A 15,177-nucleotide genomic window follows, 5' to 3' on the forward strand; every position below is an offset into this window, starting at 1 on the left:
GGATCGGCGATCCACGATACAATAGCCTATCGTCAATCGCCGATCAATAGTGCGACTGATGCGACGTCGGGTAGGCTCGAAGCCGCTGACGGCGTGGGTCGTCGGGCTTCCGAAAACGACGGCGCCAGATTGAAACATAATAGAAACAATGACTTAGAAGTGGAGAAGGTTGGATATCAGGCCCATTCTCTCCGCCAACTATCCCCTATGTTGATGTTTTTGCTGAAAGCCCTTGTTTTACTGGGCCGTCAGCCAAATGGCCTGCTGAAATGCCAGAACGGGCAAGGCCATGAAGCACGTCCGAAATGGTGGGGCATACTAAGTAGTTCGCCCTGAACAATGCCGATGTCATTGATTTTGCGCTGAAACGCTGCGGTCTTGCTCGCCATGGCCTGCAGGGTTTTGTATAATTTCTGCGGAAACCCTGCAATTGCGGTTCTGCCATGAAGCGCCCTCCCGAACAGGATGACCTGCTGCGTCCGCGTCTGGTCGACATGATCGACCCGCGGCACGAGTTGGTGAAGCTGGCGGCTTTGATCGACTGGGACGCGTTCGAGCGCGAATGGGCGGGGTTCTTTCCGTCCGGCAAGGGGCGGCCCGCGACGGAACCGCGGCTGGTGGCGGGGCTGCTCTATCTCCAGCACGCCTACCGGCTGTCGGATGAGGCGGTGGTCGCGCGTTGGGTGGAGAACCCCTATTATCAGCACCTCACCGGCGAGACCTTTTTCCAGCACAAGCTGCCGATTGACCCCTCCTCGCTGACCCGCTGGCGCGGGCGGATTGGCGAGCAGGGGGTCGAATGGCTGCTGACCCAGACCATCCGGGCCGGGCAGAGGTCCGGTGCCATCGACGACGACAGCATGAAGCGGGTGGCGGTCGATACCACCGTGATGGAGAAGGCCATTGCCCCTCCGACGGACGCCCGGCTCTACGAGCGCGCGCGGGATCAGCTGGTCGCCCTGGCGCAGGAGGCCGGGGTGGAGTTGCGCCAATCCTATGCCCGGCTTGCGCCTCGGCTGGCGCTGCAGGTCGGCCGCTACGCCCATGCCAGGCAGTTCAAGCGCATGCGCAAGGCACTGAAAAAGCTGAAGGGCTACACCGGCCCGGTCATGCGCGACTTGCGGCGCCACCTGCAGGACATCCCCGAGGGCGGCCTGCGGGACCGGATCATCGCCAAGCTCGCCCTGGTGTCGCAACTGCTGCACCAGGCACCCAAGGGGGCCGACAAGGTCTACGCCCTGCATGAACCCGAGGTCGACTGCATCTCGAAAGGCAAGGCGAGGGTCCGATATGAGTTCGGTTGCAAGGTCAGCGTCGCCACCACGCTGGACGAAGGCTTCGTGGTCGGCATGCGCAGCTTTCCAGGCAATCCCTACGATGGCCATACCCTCCGCCCGGCGCTGGAACAGGTGACGATCCTGACCGACCAGCGCCCCGATCTGGCCGTCGTCGACCGCGGATACCGCGGCCACGGCGAAACAAGAACGCGCGTGCTGATCAGCGGCACCCGCCGCGGTCTCACACCGAAGCTGATCGCAGACCTGCGCCGCCGCAGCGCCACCGAGGCCGAGATCGGCCATATGAAAACCGACGGCCGCCTGTCACGGTGCCCCCTGAAAGGCACCATCGGAGACGCCCTCTTCGCCGTGCTCTGCGCCTGCGGACACAACATCCGAAAGATCCTGGCCCACCTCAGGGCTTGGCTTGCCCGGATGATCGCCGTCATCTGGATCGTAATCTACGCGCCGGGTCGGCGACCTCAGATCGTCATAGCAGCTTGAGCGATTTGTTCAGGGTGAACGAAGAAACGTGCGCCACCGCACCGCCCTGACTGCGCACCATACGGAGCATGCGCGAACTGTTTGCATTCCGAAAATGGGACCAGAAAAGAGGCAAAGCTGCTCAGGCTGCCTGTCGCGGACCGCTTTCACACTGCAAAAGACAGGACGCCCGATAGGCCATGGCCCTCATGGAGCGCCAACCGGGTCAGAACCGGCAGCTGTGGCTGGCGAACATGGTGGAAATCATCCGGCGAAAATATCGTATCCCGCCTGAATGCAACAATCATTTCCGCTTCGATGAGACTGGTCGAGCAAGGCGCGTCGGGCCCGGCCTTCAAACCCTCTATCACCGCACGGTCGCACGACCCTGCAAACGTCAGGGCGGGGGTCGTGAAATGGATCCGCTGGTTCTGTGCCCCCTCCTTGCTCGCTGAAATCCGCCTCAACTGCGAGAACCGAGCCTGAAATCGCTTTGCCGGATTTCGGATGGCGTGCGTGATCGCGGCGCGCGCGGACAAACTTTGTCCATTGCGGCGCTTTCCATCGCTTCGGACGGATCACACTGTCAGGCCTTGGCATCGGACACTGCAACCGGGCGGCTTCACTCACAAACCAACAACACAGCCCCGCCCGGTTGTTGCATCGCTTTTCGCTCAACCGGGCGCGCTGGTAAATCTGTCCTTTTGGACAGTGGTGCGTGTCGCCGCTCAACCCGGCCTGAAAGACCGACCCGATGCCTCATCCGGTCCCGGGTGCGATCCTTCAGATCCAAGCGGTTGCGGCTAGGGCATGACGACAGGCGAACGCCATGCCTGAGCAAGCAGGACAGCCCCGCTTGCCTGCGCATGACGGCGATCAAGAACGGCCTGAGCCACCGAAATGCACGGGCGCAGCGCCAGCCGCGAGAGGCGGCCCGTGGTGCGGTCCGGGTGAACGACTTTGGCCAGCCTGGGGCCGACGATCCAGTAGACGCGGATAAAAGCGCGACCGGCCGGATAGCGGACCAGCACCTGATCCCGGAAGCGGCGCAGCATCACGACATCGGGGTGCAGCCGGTCGCCATAGGCCGCGGTCGCGACGAAACAGCCCCCGCCAGAGCCGTTCTGCGGGTTCTGGGGATCCTCTTCGGTCTCGTCGTCCTCGTCCTCGTCCTCGTCGTCAGGATCCTTCGTGTCGTCTTCCTCGTCAGGCACGGGGCGCGATGATCCGGGAACCGGCTCGCCGTCGATATAGGTCGTCAGAACGGTCTGGCCATCGACCTCTTCCTGAACAAGCACGGGCTGGGATGTCTGGGCAAAATTCTGCGTCAGGAAAACGACGTCCTGCGCCCCGCCATCCGCCTCCATCCTGCCAAAGGACAGGCCGACGCCGACATAATCGACATCAGGGTCCAGAATATTCTCCCGGTGCGAGGTGCTGTTCATCAACGCGCTGTGGATTTCCTCCATGTCGCGCTCGGTCGCGGTGCCGTTGATGCCCCGGAAGGCGACGTTTTCCGTCAGCTTCCAACTGGCGCCGTCCATCGGAAATTCCGCATCCTCGGCGCGTTCGCTTGGCGTGCTGCCGTCTTCACCGCTGTGCGACAGCTCCTGTTCGTCCGCCATCCAGTCCGAGTGGCTTTGGGCCGAACTGTTCAGGTGAACCTCGACGTGAACAGGCTGGAGGCCGGCCTGTTCCCTTTCTGCGTTGATCAGGTCAACGACGTGCAGTTCGAGTGGGTCGGCGATCTCTGTGGGCATCGAGCGTCCTGTCCTTCCTCTGCGCGGCAAAAACCGCATTCCGAGTATAGGGACGGCAGGATCGTTACATCAAGTACGTACAACTGTAGGTTTTATATGGTGCACCAAAGGCACGTATATGTGATGTTTCTGCCGACCCGGCCGCCACGACCTGCCCGCTGTAAGCCGCTTCGATACGGGCCTTGCGCCGCAAGCCGTCGCGCATTCGGTAGCCGCACCAAGATGATCCATCCCTCCGGAAAGGATGGCGCGCGAACAGGCCGCTCGCCCCTGCGGTCATGGTTCTCAAGGAAACGCTCTGACCGGAAGCACGCCGGTTTATTTATATATACATTATATCCTGCAAAGGCGGTGGCAGCAAAGAATGCGCATCGCCTGTGTGGCGCGCGGTGCGCTTGCGGGTAAATATACGCGGCTCTGTTATCATACCATTGCACACATCAGCCATGAACAAGTAGGAAAACCTGCAGCGGAGAGGAGCGGCTATGCGACGCAGTTTTCTGGCGACGGGCGATTTTGATCAGACTATTTTTGCAACACACTGGCACGAGATCGCCGTTGCCTTGCAGATTAGGGCGAGCTTTTTTGGCAACGCACCCGATCAGAAGGGGGTCACGCTGTCTGGTGACGCGAGAGCCATCGACGAGGCCGTAGCCGCCTTTTTCGACCTGCCCTGCGCGACCGGAATTCATGGCTTTGCAGAAACAAATGAGACGGATCACAGCGGGGATCGGGCAACGGCCTGTTTCAGCACAGGCCCATTGGAACCACCTGCCCGAGCTAAATCAGAGAACGAAATCTATAATAAACTTTCATCGGCCATGGAATATCTTCTACCGGTCTTGAAGACGGAAAACACGTTTCAGAACACAGCAGGTGCAGGATTTAGCCTGGCGAATTCCGCAAAAAAACTGGATTGCGCACTTTTTTCCAGCGAAGGCGTCTTTCCCGTCGTTCACATCTTCAGTTCAGCCAGGTCAGAGACCAACGTTGCAAGCCTGGCGACCCGATCCAGTCATATCGGAATGTCCGCAACCCATGTTTCAGATGACAAGGAGCTGACAAAAATACTGTGCCAGGGGAAAGCCATTGTCACACCGCAAACCTATCGCGCCAATACACCCGGTGAAGCGATCAGACGCTTTTGCAGGTCATCATGGGACAGCGCTGTCATCAAGCCCAGTATCGGCAGTCATGGCGAAGGAATCAGTGTCGATCTGCGCAGCTACGACGATATCATTCAGGGATGGCATGTGGCAAAAGCGGTTCAGCCGCATGCGTCAATCCTGATCGAAGAGTTCATCGCCTCTGTCGATCTCAGAGTTCTTGTCTTTGCCGGCCGAGCCGAGGTGGCCATGATGCGCGTTCCGGCAAATATTGTCGGCGACGGCAAATCCTCGGTCGAGGCGCTGGTCACGAAAAAGAACGATCTGCGGCAGGAAAACCCTCGGCTTCGCAATGCCCCGATTGTGATTGATGAGGTTGCACAAAGGTTTCTGAAAACTCAGCGATTGACCCTTCAGTCGGTCCCATTGGCTGACGAGCTTGTGCTGCTGCGCGGGAATGCGAACCTGTCGTCGGGCGGAGACAGCATCGTCGTGACGCAAATGCTTGATCCCGGCGTTCTGGCTTTCGCGGAAAACGCGGCCAGAGCATTCAAGCTGGAACGATATTGCGGTGTCGATCTGCTGATCAGGGATTTGTCCAAAGGGGATGATGGACACAACGTCTCGCTCTGCGAAGTCAACTCGCGTGCCGAATATGGCGGTGTGATGTATCCGATGTACGGTCCTGCATTCGATTCGCCGTCTGCGTTCTTGCGGGCACAGCTGGCCGAAGTCGGAAAAGAGGCTGCGCCTGATATACGAATTGCATACCTCTCGGCAGATGGGATTTCCTCATGGACGGATGCCTTCATTGCGCACGGCTTTGACATCGAACCGCACAAGAAGGGGTTCTTTGCATCGCGATCCGGGCGAAAGATTTATATTCCGAACGTGATAAATGGTGAGGTAGCCCGAGCGCTTTGCCGGACCCGCCACAAAGCCACGATCAGCGCATTGCTGACAGCGCATGGCATATCGGTCATTCCCGGTCCCAGGCGATTCAAGCGTAATGATATACAGCAGGCAGAAGATTTCCTGTCATCTTTGGGTGGCGCCGCCTATTTTGTTCATGGACGGAAACGAAAACTTATATCAAAGAAAAATCAGATCTCCTTTCTGGGGAACAAATGGAACGTTGATCATTTCGCCCTGGACCCGGTTCCGCCATCCATGCGCTGCGATGTGACCATCGTCGACGGCATAGCGGCTGGTGTCGATTTCAGCGATAATATCATCCTCGATCAGGGCAGCACCAATTGCGTCAAGATGCTTGCCGAGAGAATAGCAAAAATCATTCCCGGAATTTCGGTCGCAAAAGTCTCTTTGTTCAACACCCGGTCCGAGTGGAGCTTTGGCCGTGTCGCCTTGCTGGAGCCCGAGGACATTCAGGACGGAACGGTGTTGTTAAAACTTGCGTCGTCCATGCTCAGTTCCGGATCTGCTGTATCCTTCGCAGATCGCGATGAGCGACCCGGCCCGGGCAATGAAACCACGGCGCGATTCCATTAGCCGGCCACTGCACCCCCCAAGGCGCAACAGCTTTTCAGACCGGCAGACCCGACAGGCTGCTGCGGCACTGCCGTGAAATCGAGGCGCTTATCGCCGCGAGGCGAATCGCCGCTTCGATACTGTCGAAAACCGGGACATTGAAACCTCTGGCCAGCACCGGGGCGCGGCCCGCCAGCGCGCCGGATCCCAGAATGACGGCCTCTGCCCCGTCGTCACGGATCGCGGCACCGACCGCGTCGCGCAGCCGCGCCAGCGTCCGGGGCGCCAGCTGTGCGGTCGCGCTGACGCCGATGCCCGCCGCGCGGACGGTGCAGACGCGGCCCAGCCCATGGCGCGAAATCAGGGTGCGTATGCGCGGGACCGCCGCGTCAAAGGTTGTGACGATGGCAAAGCGGCGCGCGCAGGTGCGCGCGAGGGTCAGGCTGGCATCGACCGCGTCGATGATCGGGATCGGCAGGCGGCCCCGTGCGGAAATGGCCATGTCGTCAAAACAGGCCAGGACCGCCGCGTCAAAGCCCTGTGCCACGCCCGCCTCGATCCGGGCGATGGCCAGCGGTTCCGCGATGGCGCGGTCGGCGGGCGACTGGATGGCAAACGGTGCGGCGGGCAGACCTGTCACCTCCGCCTCGGCCCCCTCCCCCAGAACGCGGTCAGCCAGATCGCGGATCTGCGCCGTGATCGCGGGGTTGCTGTTCGGGTTGATGACAAGAAGCCGCAAGCGTTCGCCTGCGGCCCCCTTTGATATGCGGGCGGGCCTCATCCCGACATGCTCCGCGGCAGCCACAGGGCGATGTCGGGCAACAGGATCAGCAGGATGGCAAAGGCGATCATGATCAGCACGAAGGGGAAAGTGCCCCAGATCACGTCGGAAAAGCTGCCGCCGCCCTTGCGCACGCCCTGCACCACAAACAGGTTCATCCCCATCGGTGGTGTGATCAACGCGATCTCGCACATGACCACGACGAAGATGCCGAACCACAGCGGATCGACCCCCAGCACCGCCACCATCGGCACCGCGATCGGCACGGTCAGCACCAGCATCGACATGGCATCCATGAACATGCCGAGGATGACATAGAAGACGATCAGCAGCAGCAGCAGTGTGAACTGGTTCAGCCCCAGCGACGACACCCATCGCGTGACCGCCTGCGTCCCGCCCGTCATCGACAGCGTCACGTTCAGCAACAGCGCGCAGACCAGCACCAGAACCACCATCCCGGTCGTGCGCGCCGACTGGATGAAACAGTTTTCCAGCATGTCCCGGCTCAGTTGCCCGCCCTTCCAGACAAAGAACAGGGCCGCCATCACGCCCAGAGCGGCCGATTCGGTGGGCGTCGCAATCCCGGCATAGATCGAACCCATCACGATACCGAAGATGACCAGCGGCGGAATGAGGTGCCTGAGAAGCCGCAGCTTGACCTCCATCGGGATGTCCGCGCCGGCATCGTGATCCCCGGCGCGACCGTAAGCCACCGTCACATAGAGCGAGAACAGCGCCGTCAGCGCGAGGCCGGGGATCAGGCCGGCAACGAACAGCTGACCCACCGAGACATTGGCCAGCGAGCCATAGACCAGCAGGTTGACGCTTGGCGGGATCATGATGCCAAGGGTGCCGCCCGCCGCGATGGTGCCAAGCGCGGGCCGCACCGGATAGTTACGCTCTTTCAGCGCGGGCAGCGCAATGGTGCCGACCGTGGCCGCCGTCGCCACCGATGACCCCGAGGTGGCCGAGAACAGCGCGCAGGTGCCGATATTGGTGTGCAGCAGCCCGCCCGGCAGACGCCCCAGCCAGACGGCCAGCGCATCATACATCTTGTCGGCGACCCCGCCGCGCAGCAGCAATTCGCCCAGCAGCATGAACAGCGGGATCGCCGTCATATAGGACGTGTTCAGCGTGCCCCAGACCACGCCGCCCATGGTCTCGACCAGCGGCATGCCATAGGCCAGATAGCCGCCCACACCGCCCACCGCCAGAATGGACACCGCGACGGGCATGCTGAGAAACATCAGCGCCAGCATGATGGCAAAGCCCACGGCAATCGTCGTTATGCTCATCATCGGTCTATCTCCGTTCCAGATCGTCAAGTTCCGCCCGCAACTCATCCTCGACCGAATCCGGCGCGAACCCGCGGTTCAGCCCGTGCCAGTCGCCGCGGACACCCAGCCACAGCGCCCTCATCGCCATCCAGACCGAGGCCGCTGCAAAGACCGACATCGCGATCAGCCAGACGGTTTGCGGCCAAACGAGCGGGGTGGCCCAGGGGGTCTGCGCGATGGACCCATAAAGCCGCGTCTCGCCCACCGTGCGGAAGGTGAAGACCAGCAGAAACACCGCCAGCGCCGCCAGCAACAGCGCCGCGATCAGGTTCAGCACCGCCTGCACCTGCGGCGGCATCTTCATGTGCAGCAGGTTGATGCGGATATGCGACTGCTCGACCAGCGCCACGGTGAAGGCCAGCGGTGCGCCGATGGCAATCGCATAGCCCGAGATTTCATCGACCCCGCCAAGCGAAACCGAGAACAGCTTTCGCACCACGGTTTCAACCGCGATGACGGCTGACAGCAACAGCATCATCGCGCCGAACGCCGTGGCACTGATGCGTGAGAAACGTTTCATGACTGTTCCCGCTTTCTGTTGCGATCAGAGGCCCAGTTGCGTGCCGATGCTTGCGCGCCAGTCGGCCTCGCAGGTCGGGTTCACGGCGTTGCATTGCTGCGCCCAGACCGGCAGCGAGGTTTCCGTCAGCGCGTTCTTGACCAGATCCAGATCGGCCTCGGTCACCGGCGCGACGGTCAGGTTATAGGATGTGCCCCGCTCGCAGGGGCTTTCCCCGGTATTGCAGCGCATCGCGTCGTCATACAGCTCTTCCGAAAAGGCCCAGATCGCATCGACATGATCCGTTACCGCCGACTCCAGCGTCTGTTGCTGCTCGGGCGTCAGGGCATTCCACTTGTCCAGATTGATCGCATAGCCATTGATCGCCAGTTGCAGGGCGATCGGCAGAACCGTCGTGGTGGCCTCGGGCCAGCCGCCGGAATTGGCCGAGGACGGGCCGGTGATGGCGCAATCCACCACGCCACGGCTCAGCGCCGGTTGCGTCTCACCAAAGGGCATCGGCACGCCGGTGGCGCCCAGACCGGCCACGAAATTCGCCGCCGACTGGTCGCCCACACGCACCTTGAGGCCGCGCAGGTCGGACAATCCGGTCACCTCGGGCTTGCAGAAAATCACCTGCGGCCCGGCGGGCCAGACGCCGATCAGCCTGGCGTTGAAATTTTCCTGCATCCGCGCATCGACGGTCGCCAGAAAGGCGTCGGTATGCGCGCGTCCGGCCTCGAAGGACGAGTTCAGCCCGACCAGATCGAGGCCCAGCACCGTCGGCTCGTCGCGGCTGACCTGCGGGCCGCGGATCGACACGATGTCGAACAGCCCCGAGCGCAGAACGCGCAACCCGTCGGTGTCGGGAATTCCGGCCACATCGACCGGCAGATATTCGACGCTGACCTCAAGGCCGGTGCTGTCGGCCAGCGTCTCGAAGAAGGGCTGTTCCTTTTCCTGCTGGATCAGCCCCGAGCCAACGGGTTGTCCAAGGATGCGCAGCGAAAACGGGTCGGCCTGAACGGCGGAGGCGATCATCAGCGCGGCGGTGGTGCAGCCGAGAAATGTGCGGATCATGGTGTGGTCCTTCCTGAAGGGGTGAATGTGGCGCTTATCTGTCCGGGCATGGGTCACCATCTGACGCTGCCGGTTAATGTGAAAATATATTTCCATGGATCGCAGGTCCATAAAAATATCGTTTCACGATGCGCGATGCGCAGTCCGGGGCGGCAATCGCCCTCGATTGCGGCAGGCCGCCGCAATCTTCAGCAGGTCACAGCTCTGACAGGGCGTCGTTCAGCATTTCGATGCGGCGTAGCCGGTCGCGGCCGTCCGCCTGCGCCATCTCGATCGCGCGGCTTGCGATCAGGTGGCACAGCACCATCACGGCGGAATGATCGAATAGCGGTCCCGCAGCCCCGGTCTGGCAGCGGAAATGCCAGGCAGCGCTGGTCCGCACGGGCGCCCCCTCATCGGTCACGAACAGGACCGGGGCGCCGCGGGCCTCCACCTCGGTCAGGATCTGCTCGGTCATGGCAACGCGCCTGCGCAGGCCAAAGAAGATGACGCAATCCTCGGGCCGCACATCGACCAGATGCTCGCCCAATGTCTGCCCCGCATTGGGAATCGCCACAATGGATTCCGTGATCTGGGTCAGCTGCCACTGAAGATAGCTGGCAAAGGGGTGGCTGGCGCGGAAGCCGATCACCCAGACCTTGCGGGCGCCCACGATCGAACGCGCGACCTCATCGACCGCCGCCGGGTCAATGACGGCCATCGTGCGCTGAATGTTCAGAACGCTCTGTTCGACATGCTGCGGGGCCGAGATGCTCTGATCGGGCGCAGGCGACAGGTAAAGCCGGGATCCGGTCTCGCTTTCGGCGCGGGCATGGCGGCGGGCTTCCTCATAGCTGTCATATCCCAGCCGCCGGACAAAACGTGTGACCGTGGCGTTCGACACCCCCGCCAGCGCCGCCAGTTCGCGCGCCGAATAGCTGGCCAGCTCGCCGGGAAAATCGCACAGCAACAAGGCCAGTTTGCGCTCGGCCGGGTGCAGATCGTTCAGCGAGGCCCTGACCCGTGACAGCAGCGATTTTCTACGCTCCATGGCGCCATCCGTGAAACATCGTTTTCACGACATTCGCATATCGCGGGCGCAGGGTCATCACCAATCATCACGAAGCCCGGCGTCGAAACGGCCTGCCCTGTCCAGCCTGCGGCCTGAACGAACGCGTCCCCGCGCCGGGACCAGCCACAACCGGCCTCGTTTCGGCGCGCCGCTCTGGACGCCGCGCCGCCAATCGGGTTTCTGTGGTCCGATGAGACAGGAGAACCGCATGGACGATCTGGAACGCCGCATCGCACAGGCGCGGGGAGACGCGCCCGCTGATCTGATCCTGCGCGGCGGGCGGGTGTTCGATCTGATCACCGGCACCATGATCCCCGGCGACGTGGCCATCTGCGGCGACCGGATCGTGGGCATCGGCGCCGCATACGAGGGCGCCCGCATCCTCGACGTGACCGGGCTGACGCTGGTGCCGGGCTTCATCGACACGCATCTGCATGTCGAAAGCAGCCTCGTCACGCCCTTCGAATTCGACCGCTGCGTGACGCCGCGCGGCATCACCACGGCCATCTGCGACCCGCACGAAATCGCGAATGTCATCGGGCTGGACGGAATCCGCTATTTTCAGCAGGCCTCTGAACATCTGCTGATGGATCTGCGGGTGCAGCTGTCCTCCTGCGTGCCCTCGACCGAGATGGAAACCTCGGGGGCGCGAATCGAAGCCACCGATCTGCAAACGGTCATGGGCCACCCCTCGGCCATCGGACTGGCCGAGTTCATGAACTATCCCGGCGTGATCCACCGCGACCCCGCCGCCATGGCCAAGCTGCGCCTGTTTGCGGGCGGCCATATCGACGGCCATTGCCCGCAACTGTCGGGCCGCGACCTGAACGCCTATATCGCCGCCGGCATCCGCACCGAACACGAGGCGACCACGGCGGACGAGGCACTGGAAAAACTGCGCCGCGGCATGCGGGTGCTGATCCGCGAAGGCTCGGTCAGCAAGGACCTGGACGCCCTGCAGCCGATCCTGACCGAGGCGACCAGCCCCTATCTGTGCCTGTGCACCGACGACCGCAACCCGCTGGACATCGCCGAACACGGCCATCTGGACTATATGATCCGCCGTCTGATCGCGCTTGGCACCCCGCCACTGGCCGCCTATCGCGCCGCCTCGCTGTCGGCGGCCGAGGCCTTCGGGCTGAGGGATCGCGGGCTGATCGCACCGGGGCTGCGCGCCGACATCGTGGCGCTGGACAGCCTCGAGGGCTGTCACGCGCAGCTGGTCCTGACCGGAGGCCGCCTCGCGGATGATGCGGCCTTTGCCGCACGCCCCCAGATCCCTGCGCCGGGCCGCGCTTCCGTCCGTGCGCCAAAGCTCAGCGCGCGTGATTTCCGCTGCTCGGGCAACCGCCGCGAAACCCCTGTGATCGGGATCCTCGAAGGCAAGATCATCACCGAACATCTGACCATCGACATCCCGCCCGCCGATGGCGACAAGCGCCCCGACCCTGCCCGCGACCTGACCCGCATCGCGGTCATCGAACGACACGGCAAGAACGGCAATATCGCCACCGGCTTCGTGCGCGGCTTTGGCCTGACATCGGGCGCCATCGCCTCGACCGTCTGCCACGACCACCACAATATCGCCGTCGTGGGCATGGACTACGACGACATGGCGCTGGCCGCCAACCGCCTGTCGCAGATCGAGGGCGGCTTCGTCGTCGCCCGCAACGGCGAAATCCTCGCCGAACTCGCCCTGCCGGTGGCGGGGTTGATGAGCCTCCGGCCCTTCGAGACCGTCCGCGATGACCTGTCAGACCTGCGCGCCGCCGCCCGCACCCTCGGCACCACGCTGGAGGAACCCTTCCTGCAGCTGGCCTTTCTGGCGCTGCCGGTGATCCCGGCGCTGAAAATCACCGATCGCGGCATGGTCGACGTGACCCGGTTCGAAATCATCGCCCCCTAACCGCCTGCCCCCTGACAGCCTGCCCCTGAAAATTCTTCTTCATGAAAATATCCGCAGGGGTGAATTGGCCGCAGGCCAAGAGGGGGCGGCAGCCCCCTCCCTGCCCCTCACCCGGTGGCTGAACCCACACGGACCCGCTCGACCGCGGCAATCGCCTGCGCCACCGCGTCCTCCATGCTCAATGCGCTCGTGTCCAGAACCACGGCATCAGGCGCAGGCCGCAGCGGCGCAGCCGCACGTTCACTGTCGCGCCTGTCCCGGTCGCGCAATTGCGCCAGCATCTCGGCCGCATCGGCGCCCAGTTCGGCGGCCCGCCGCGCCGCGCGCACCTCATCCGAGGCGACGACATACAGCTTCAGCACGGCATCGGGACAGATCACCGTGCCGATGTCGCGCCCGTCCAGCACGGCGCCCGGCTCCTGTGCGGCAAAGCGTCGTTGATATTCGACCAGTTCGGCCCGCACCTCGGGGATGGCCGCGACGCGGCTGGCGGCCTGCCCGGCCTCGGCGCTGCGCAGATCGCCGCGCGCCAGATCCTCGGGCGTCAGCCCACGGGCCGCCAGCACCGGGTCGCCCCCCTTTGCGCCGGTCGCACGATACAAAAGCCCTGTATCCAGATGCGGAAAGCCGAAATACCCTGCAATCGCGCGGGCAATCGTTCCCTTGCCCGAAGCCGCAGGTCCGTCGATGGCAATGGTGAATGGCATGGCAGCAGCGTTCTTCACTCGAACAAGATCACATCCGCAATCCTTCGCATATCCTGCACCATAAGGTCCAGCATCGCGATCCGCAGTTTTGCGCCGCGACGGGACGGTTCGGCAGATTGCGCTTGGCAATGCGAGCAGTGCGTTTACCAATGGTTACAGTTTATTTTTATCACCCCACGAGTTTTGATGCTGACACATTTTCTGGAACGCCTGCTGGACGCCAAGAACGTCGATCAGATCCGCGCCGCCTTTTTTGACGCAACGACCGCATTCGGCTTTGCCAATGCCCTTTACGCCGCGCGCTTCATGCTGGATCTGCCCAGCTCGTTGACCCGTGATCACACGATGGTCATCTCCAACGTGCCCCCGGAACTGGTCGAACATGTCCGCATCGCGCGCGGCGGCGAGCCGCCGATCTGGGCGCAATGGGTCAGCGGGCACAGCGGCGACATCTCGTCCGAGGCACTGTTCCAACTGCTCTGCCCGGACCCGGACAATCAGCCGCGCGAGGTGCAGGCCATCCGGGAGATCGGGCTGGAGGCGGCGCAGTTTCTCAGCCTGCGCGACAAGGTGCTGCGCAGCATCGGCGTGGTGGTGGTGAACCCGTGGCTGGGTGCGACCCATCAGGACGTGGCCGAACTGTGGCACAAATCCGGGCGCGAGGTCCGGACGCTCTGTTGGGTCATGCATATGCGCCTTGCAACCATGCCGCTCTGCACCGCGCAGCCCCGCCTGACCAGCCGTCAGCGCGAGGTGCTGGAATGGCGCTCGGCGGGCAAGACGGTGGGCGAGATCGCCACGATCATCGGCGTCACACCCGCGACGGTCGAAAAGCACATGCGGCTCGCGCGCGAGGCACTCGGCGTGCAGACCACCTCGCAGGCCATCCTCAAGGCCCATCTCGCGCATGAACTGTTTCCGCAGGACGGCAAGGAAAACCCCTTTGGGTAAGGGTTCCCGGACTTTTCCTGCACGGGACTGATCCGCCACACCTGAACTGTTCCGTGAGAGGTGGCACGAAAGTGCCAGGAACCCGCTCCGATGCCGTCGTGTTGCCGGGCCGAGGGGCGGTCGGACCATTGGTCCGGGGGACTGCCGGCATGCGCTTGCTGCCGGCAGTTTCGCGTTCCGCATTCTCCTTTCCTTTGCGCCGCAGATCGGGAAACTGGCATGGACAGGTTCACCACGAGGGCCGCATGACCGGACTGCCACTGGACCCCGACACCTATGCCCGCCTGGCCGCCAGCTTTTCCGCGCAGGGGCTGATGGCGCATCTGGGCGCCGAACTGATGGCCGCCGAACCCGGTATGGTCACGCTGCGCCTGCCCTTCCGGCCCGAGCTGACGCAGCAGCACGGCTATTTCCATGCGGGCGGCACCGCAGCCATCGCCGACAGCGCGGGCGGCTATGCGGCCTTTTCCCTGTTTCCGCCCGGCTTCAACGTGCTGACGACGGAGTTCAAGCTGAACCTGCTGAACCCTGCGCAGGGCGACTGGCTGGAGGCGCAGGGCCGCGTCGTCAAACCGGGGCGCACATTGACGATCTGCCAGCTTGATGTCTGGGGCGTGACCGCCCGGTCGCGCCGGCATGTCGCCACCGGGCTGCAAACCCTGATCCGCGTGCCTGATCAGGCGAGCCGTTGATCCGCCGGGCCATGGGTCAGCCGGGCCGTGGATCAGCCGGGCCATGGATCAGTCGGGGT

General features: G+C 63.1%; 12 protein-coding genes. 5 read left to right on the plus strand and 7 right to left on the minus strand.

The window, feature by feature from the left end:
* Window positions 1-443: 443 nt before the first annotated feature.
* Window positions 444-1,781, plus strand: coding sequence for an IS5 family transposase (locus ACK41U_RS02155; protein ID WP_409675262.1), 1,338 nt, complete (start codon window positions 444-446; stop codon window positions 1,779-1,781).
* A 782-nt stretch (window positions 1,782-2,563) separates the two neighbouring features.
* Here ACK41U_RS02155 and ACK41U_RS02160 read toward each other — a convergent pair.
* Window positions 2,564-3,520 carry a CAP domain-containing protein gene (locus ACK41U_RS02160; protein ID WP_409675265.1) on the minus strand — a complete coding sequence of 319 codons (957 nt, stop codon included), beginning with the start codon at window positions 3,518-3,520 and terminating at the stop codon, window positions 2,564-2,566.
* Between the two features lie 485 nt (window positions 3,521-4,005).
* Here ACK41U_RS02160 and ACK41U_RS02165 point away from each other — a divergent pair, with 485 nt between their 5' ends.
* Window positions 4,006-6,135: a hypothetical protein gene (locus tag ACK41U_RS02165; RefSeq protein ID WP_409675268.1), complete on the plus strand. Its 2,130-nt coding sequence runs from the start codon at window positions 4,006-4,008 to the stop codon at window positions 6,133-6,135.
* A 34-nt stretch (window positions 6,136-6,169) separates the two neighbouring features.
* Here the strand turns inward: ACK41U_RS02165 and ACK41U_RS02170 are convergent, their stop codons facing one another.
* The 5 genes from ACK41U_RS02170 to ACK41U_RS02190 form a co-directional block, all read right to left on the minus strand.
* A complete protein-coding gene (locus tag ACK41U_RS02170) occupies window positions 6,170-6,853 on the minus strand; it encodes an aspartate/glutamate racemase family protein (RefSeq protein WP_409675271.1) in 684 nt (227 codons plus the stop codon).
* A 38-nt stretch (window positions 6,854-6,891) separates the two neighbouring features.
* Window positions 6,892-8,193 (minus strand): TRAP transporter large permease, encoded by a 1,302-nt coding sequence (locus tag ACK41U_RS02175; RefSeq protein ID WP_409675274.1) that lies wholly within the window; start codon window positions 8,191-8,193, stop codon window positions 6,892-6,894.
* Between the two features lie 4 nt (window positions 8,194-8,197).
* Complete coding sequence (locus tag ACK41U_RS02180) at window positions 8,198-8,752, minus strand: TRAP transporter small permease subunit (RefSeq protein ID WP_409675276.1); 555 nt, start codon at window positions 8,750-8,752, stop codon at window positions 8,198-8,200.
* A gap of 24 nt (window positions 8,753-8,776) precedes the next feature.
* Window positions 8,777-9,811, minus strand: a complete 1,035-nt coding sequence (locus ACK41U_RS02185; RefSeq protein ID WP_409675279.1) for a TRAP transporter substrate-binding protein — start codon at window positions 9,809-9,811, stop codon at window positions 8,777-8,779.
* A 196-nt stretch (window positions 9,812-10,007) separates the two neighbouring features.
* Window positions 10,008-10,841 carry a MurR/RpiR family transcriptional regulator gene (locus ACK41U_RS02190; protein ID WP_409675282.1) on the minus strand — a complete coding sequence of 278 codons (834 nt, stop codon included), beginning with the start codon at window positions 10,839-10,841 and terminating at the stop codon, window positions 10,008-10,010.
* A gap of 229 nt (window positions 10,842-11,070) precedes the next feature.
* On the opposite strand from ACK41U_RS02190, the gene ade reads away from it, so the two are divergent.
* On the plus strand, window positions 11,071-12,768 hold the full coding sequence (gene ade, locus ACK41U_RS02195) for an adenine deaminase (protein WP_409675285.1): 1,698 nt from the start codon (window positions 11,071-11,073) through the stop codon (window positions 12,766-12,768).
* A 107-nt stretch (window positions 12,769-12,875) separates the two neighbouring features.
* Here ade and ACK41U_RS02200 read toward each other — a convergent pair whose 3' ends face one another.
* Window positions 12,876-13,475: a (d)CMP kinase gene (locus ACK41U_RS02200; RefSeq protein WP_409675288.1), complete on the minus strand. Its 600-nt coding sequence runs from the start codon at window positions 13,473-13,475 to the stop codon at window positions 12,876-12,878.
* A 186-nt stretch (window positions 13,476-13,661) separates the two neighbouring features.
* Between ACK41U_RS02200 and ACK41U_RS02205 the strand changes: the two genes are divergently transcribed.
* Together ACK41U_RS02205 and ACK41U_RS02210 are read left to right on the plus strand one after the other, a co-directional pair.
* Window positions 13,662-14,426 carry a helix-turn-helix transcriptional regulator gene (locus ACK41U_RS02205; protein ID WP_409675291.1) on the plus strand — a complete coding sequence of 255 codons (765 nt, stop codon included), beginning with the start codon at window positions 13,662-13,664 and terminating at the stop codon, window positions 14,424-14,426.
* 245 nt (window positions 14,427-14,671) lie between these two features.
* On the plus strand, window positions 14,672-15,118 hold the full coding sequence (locus ACK41U_RS02210; protein ID WP_409675294.1) for a PaaI family thioesterase: 447 nt from the start codon (window positions 14,672-14,674) through the stop codon (window positions 15,116-15,118).
* Window positions 15,119-15,177 lie beyond the last annotated feature (59 nt).

The organism is Paracoccus sp. (in: a-proteobacteria) (assembly GCF_046289755.1).
Classification (GTDB): domain Bacteria; phylum Pseudomonadota; class Alphaproteobacteria; order Rhodobacterales; family Rhodobacteraceae; genus Paracoccus.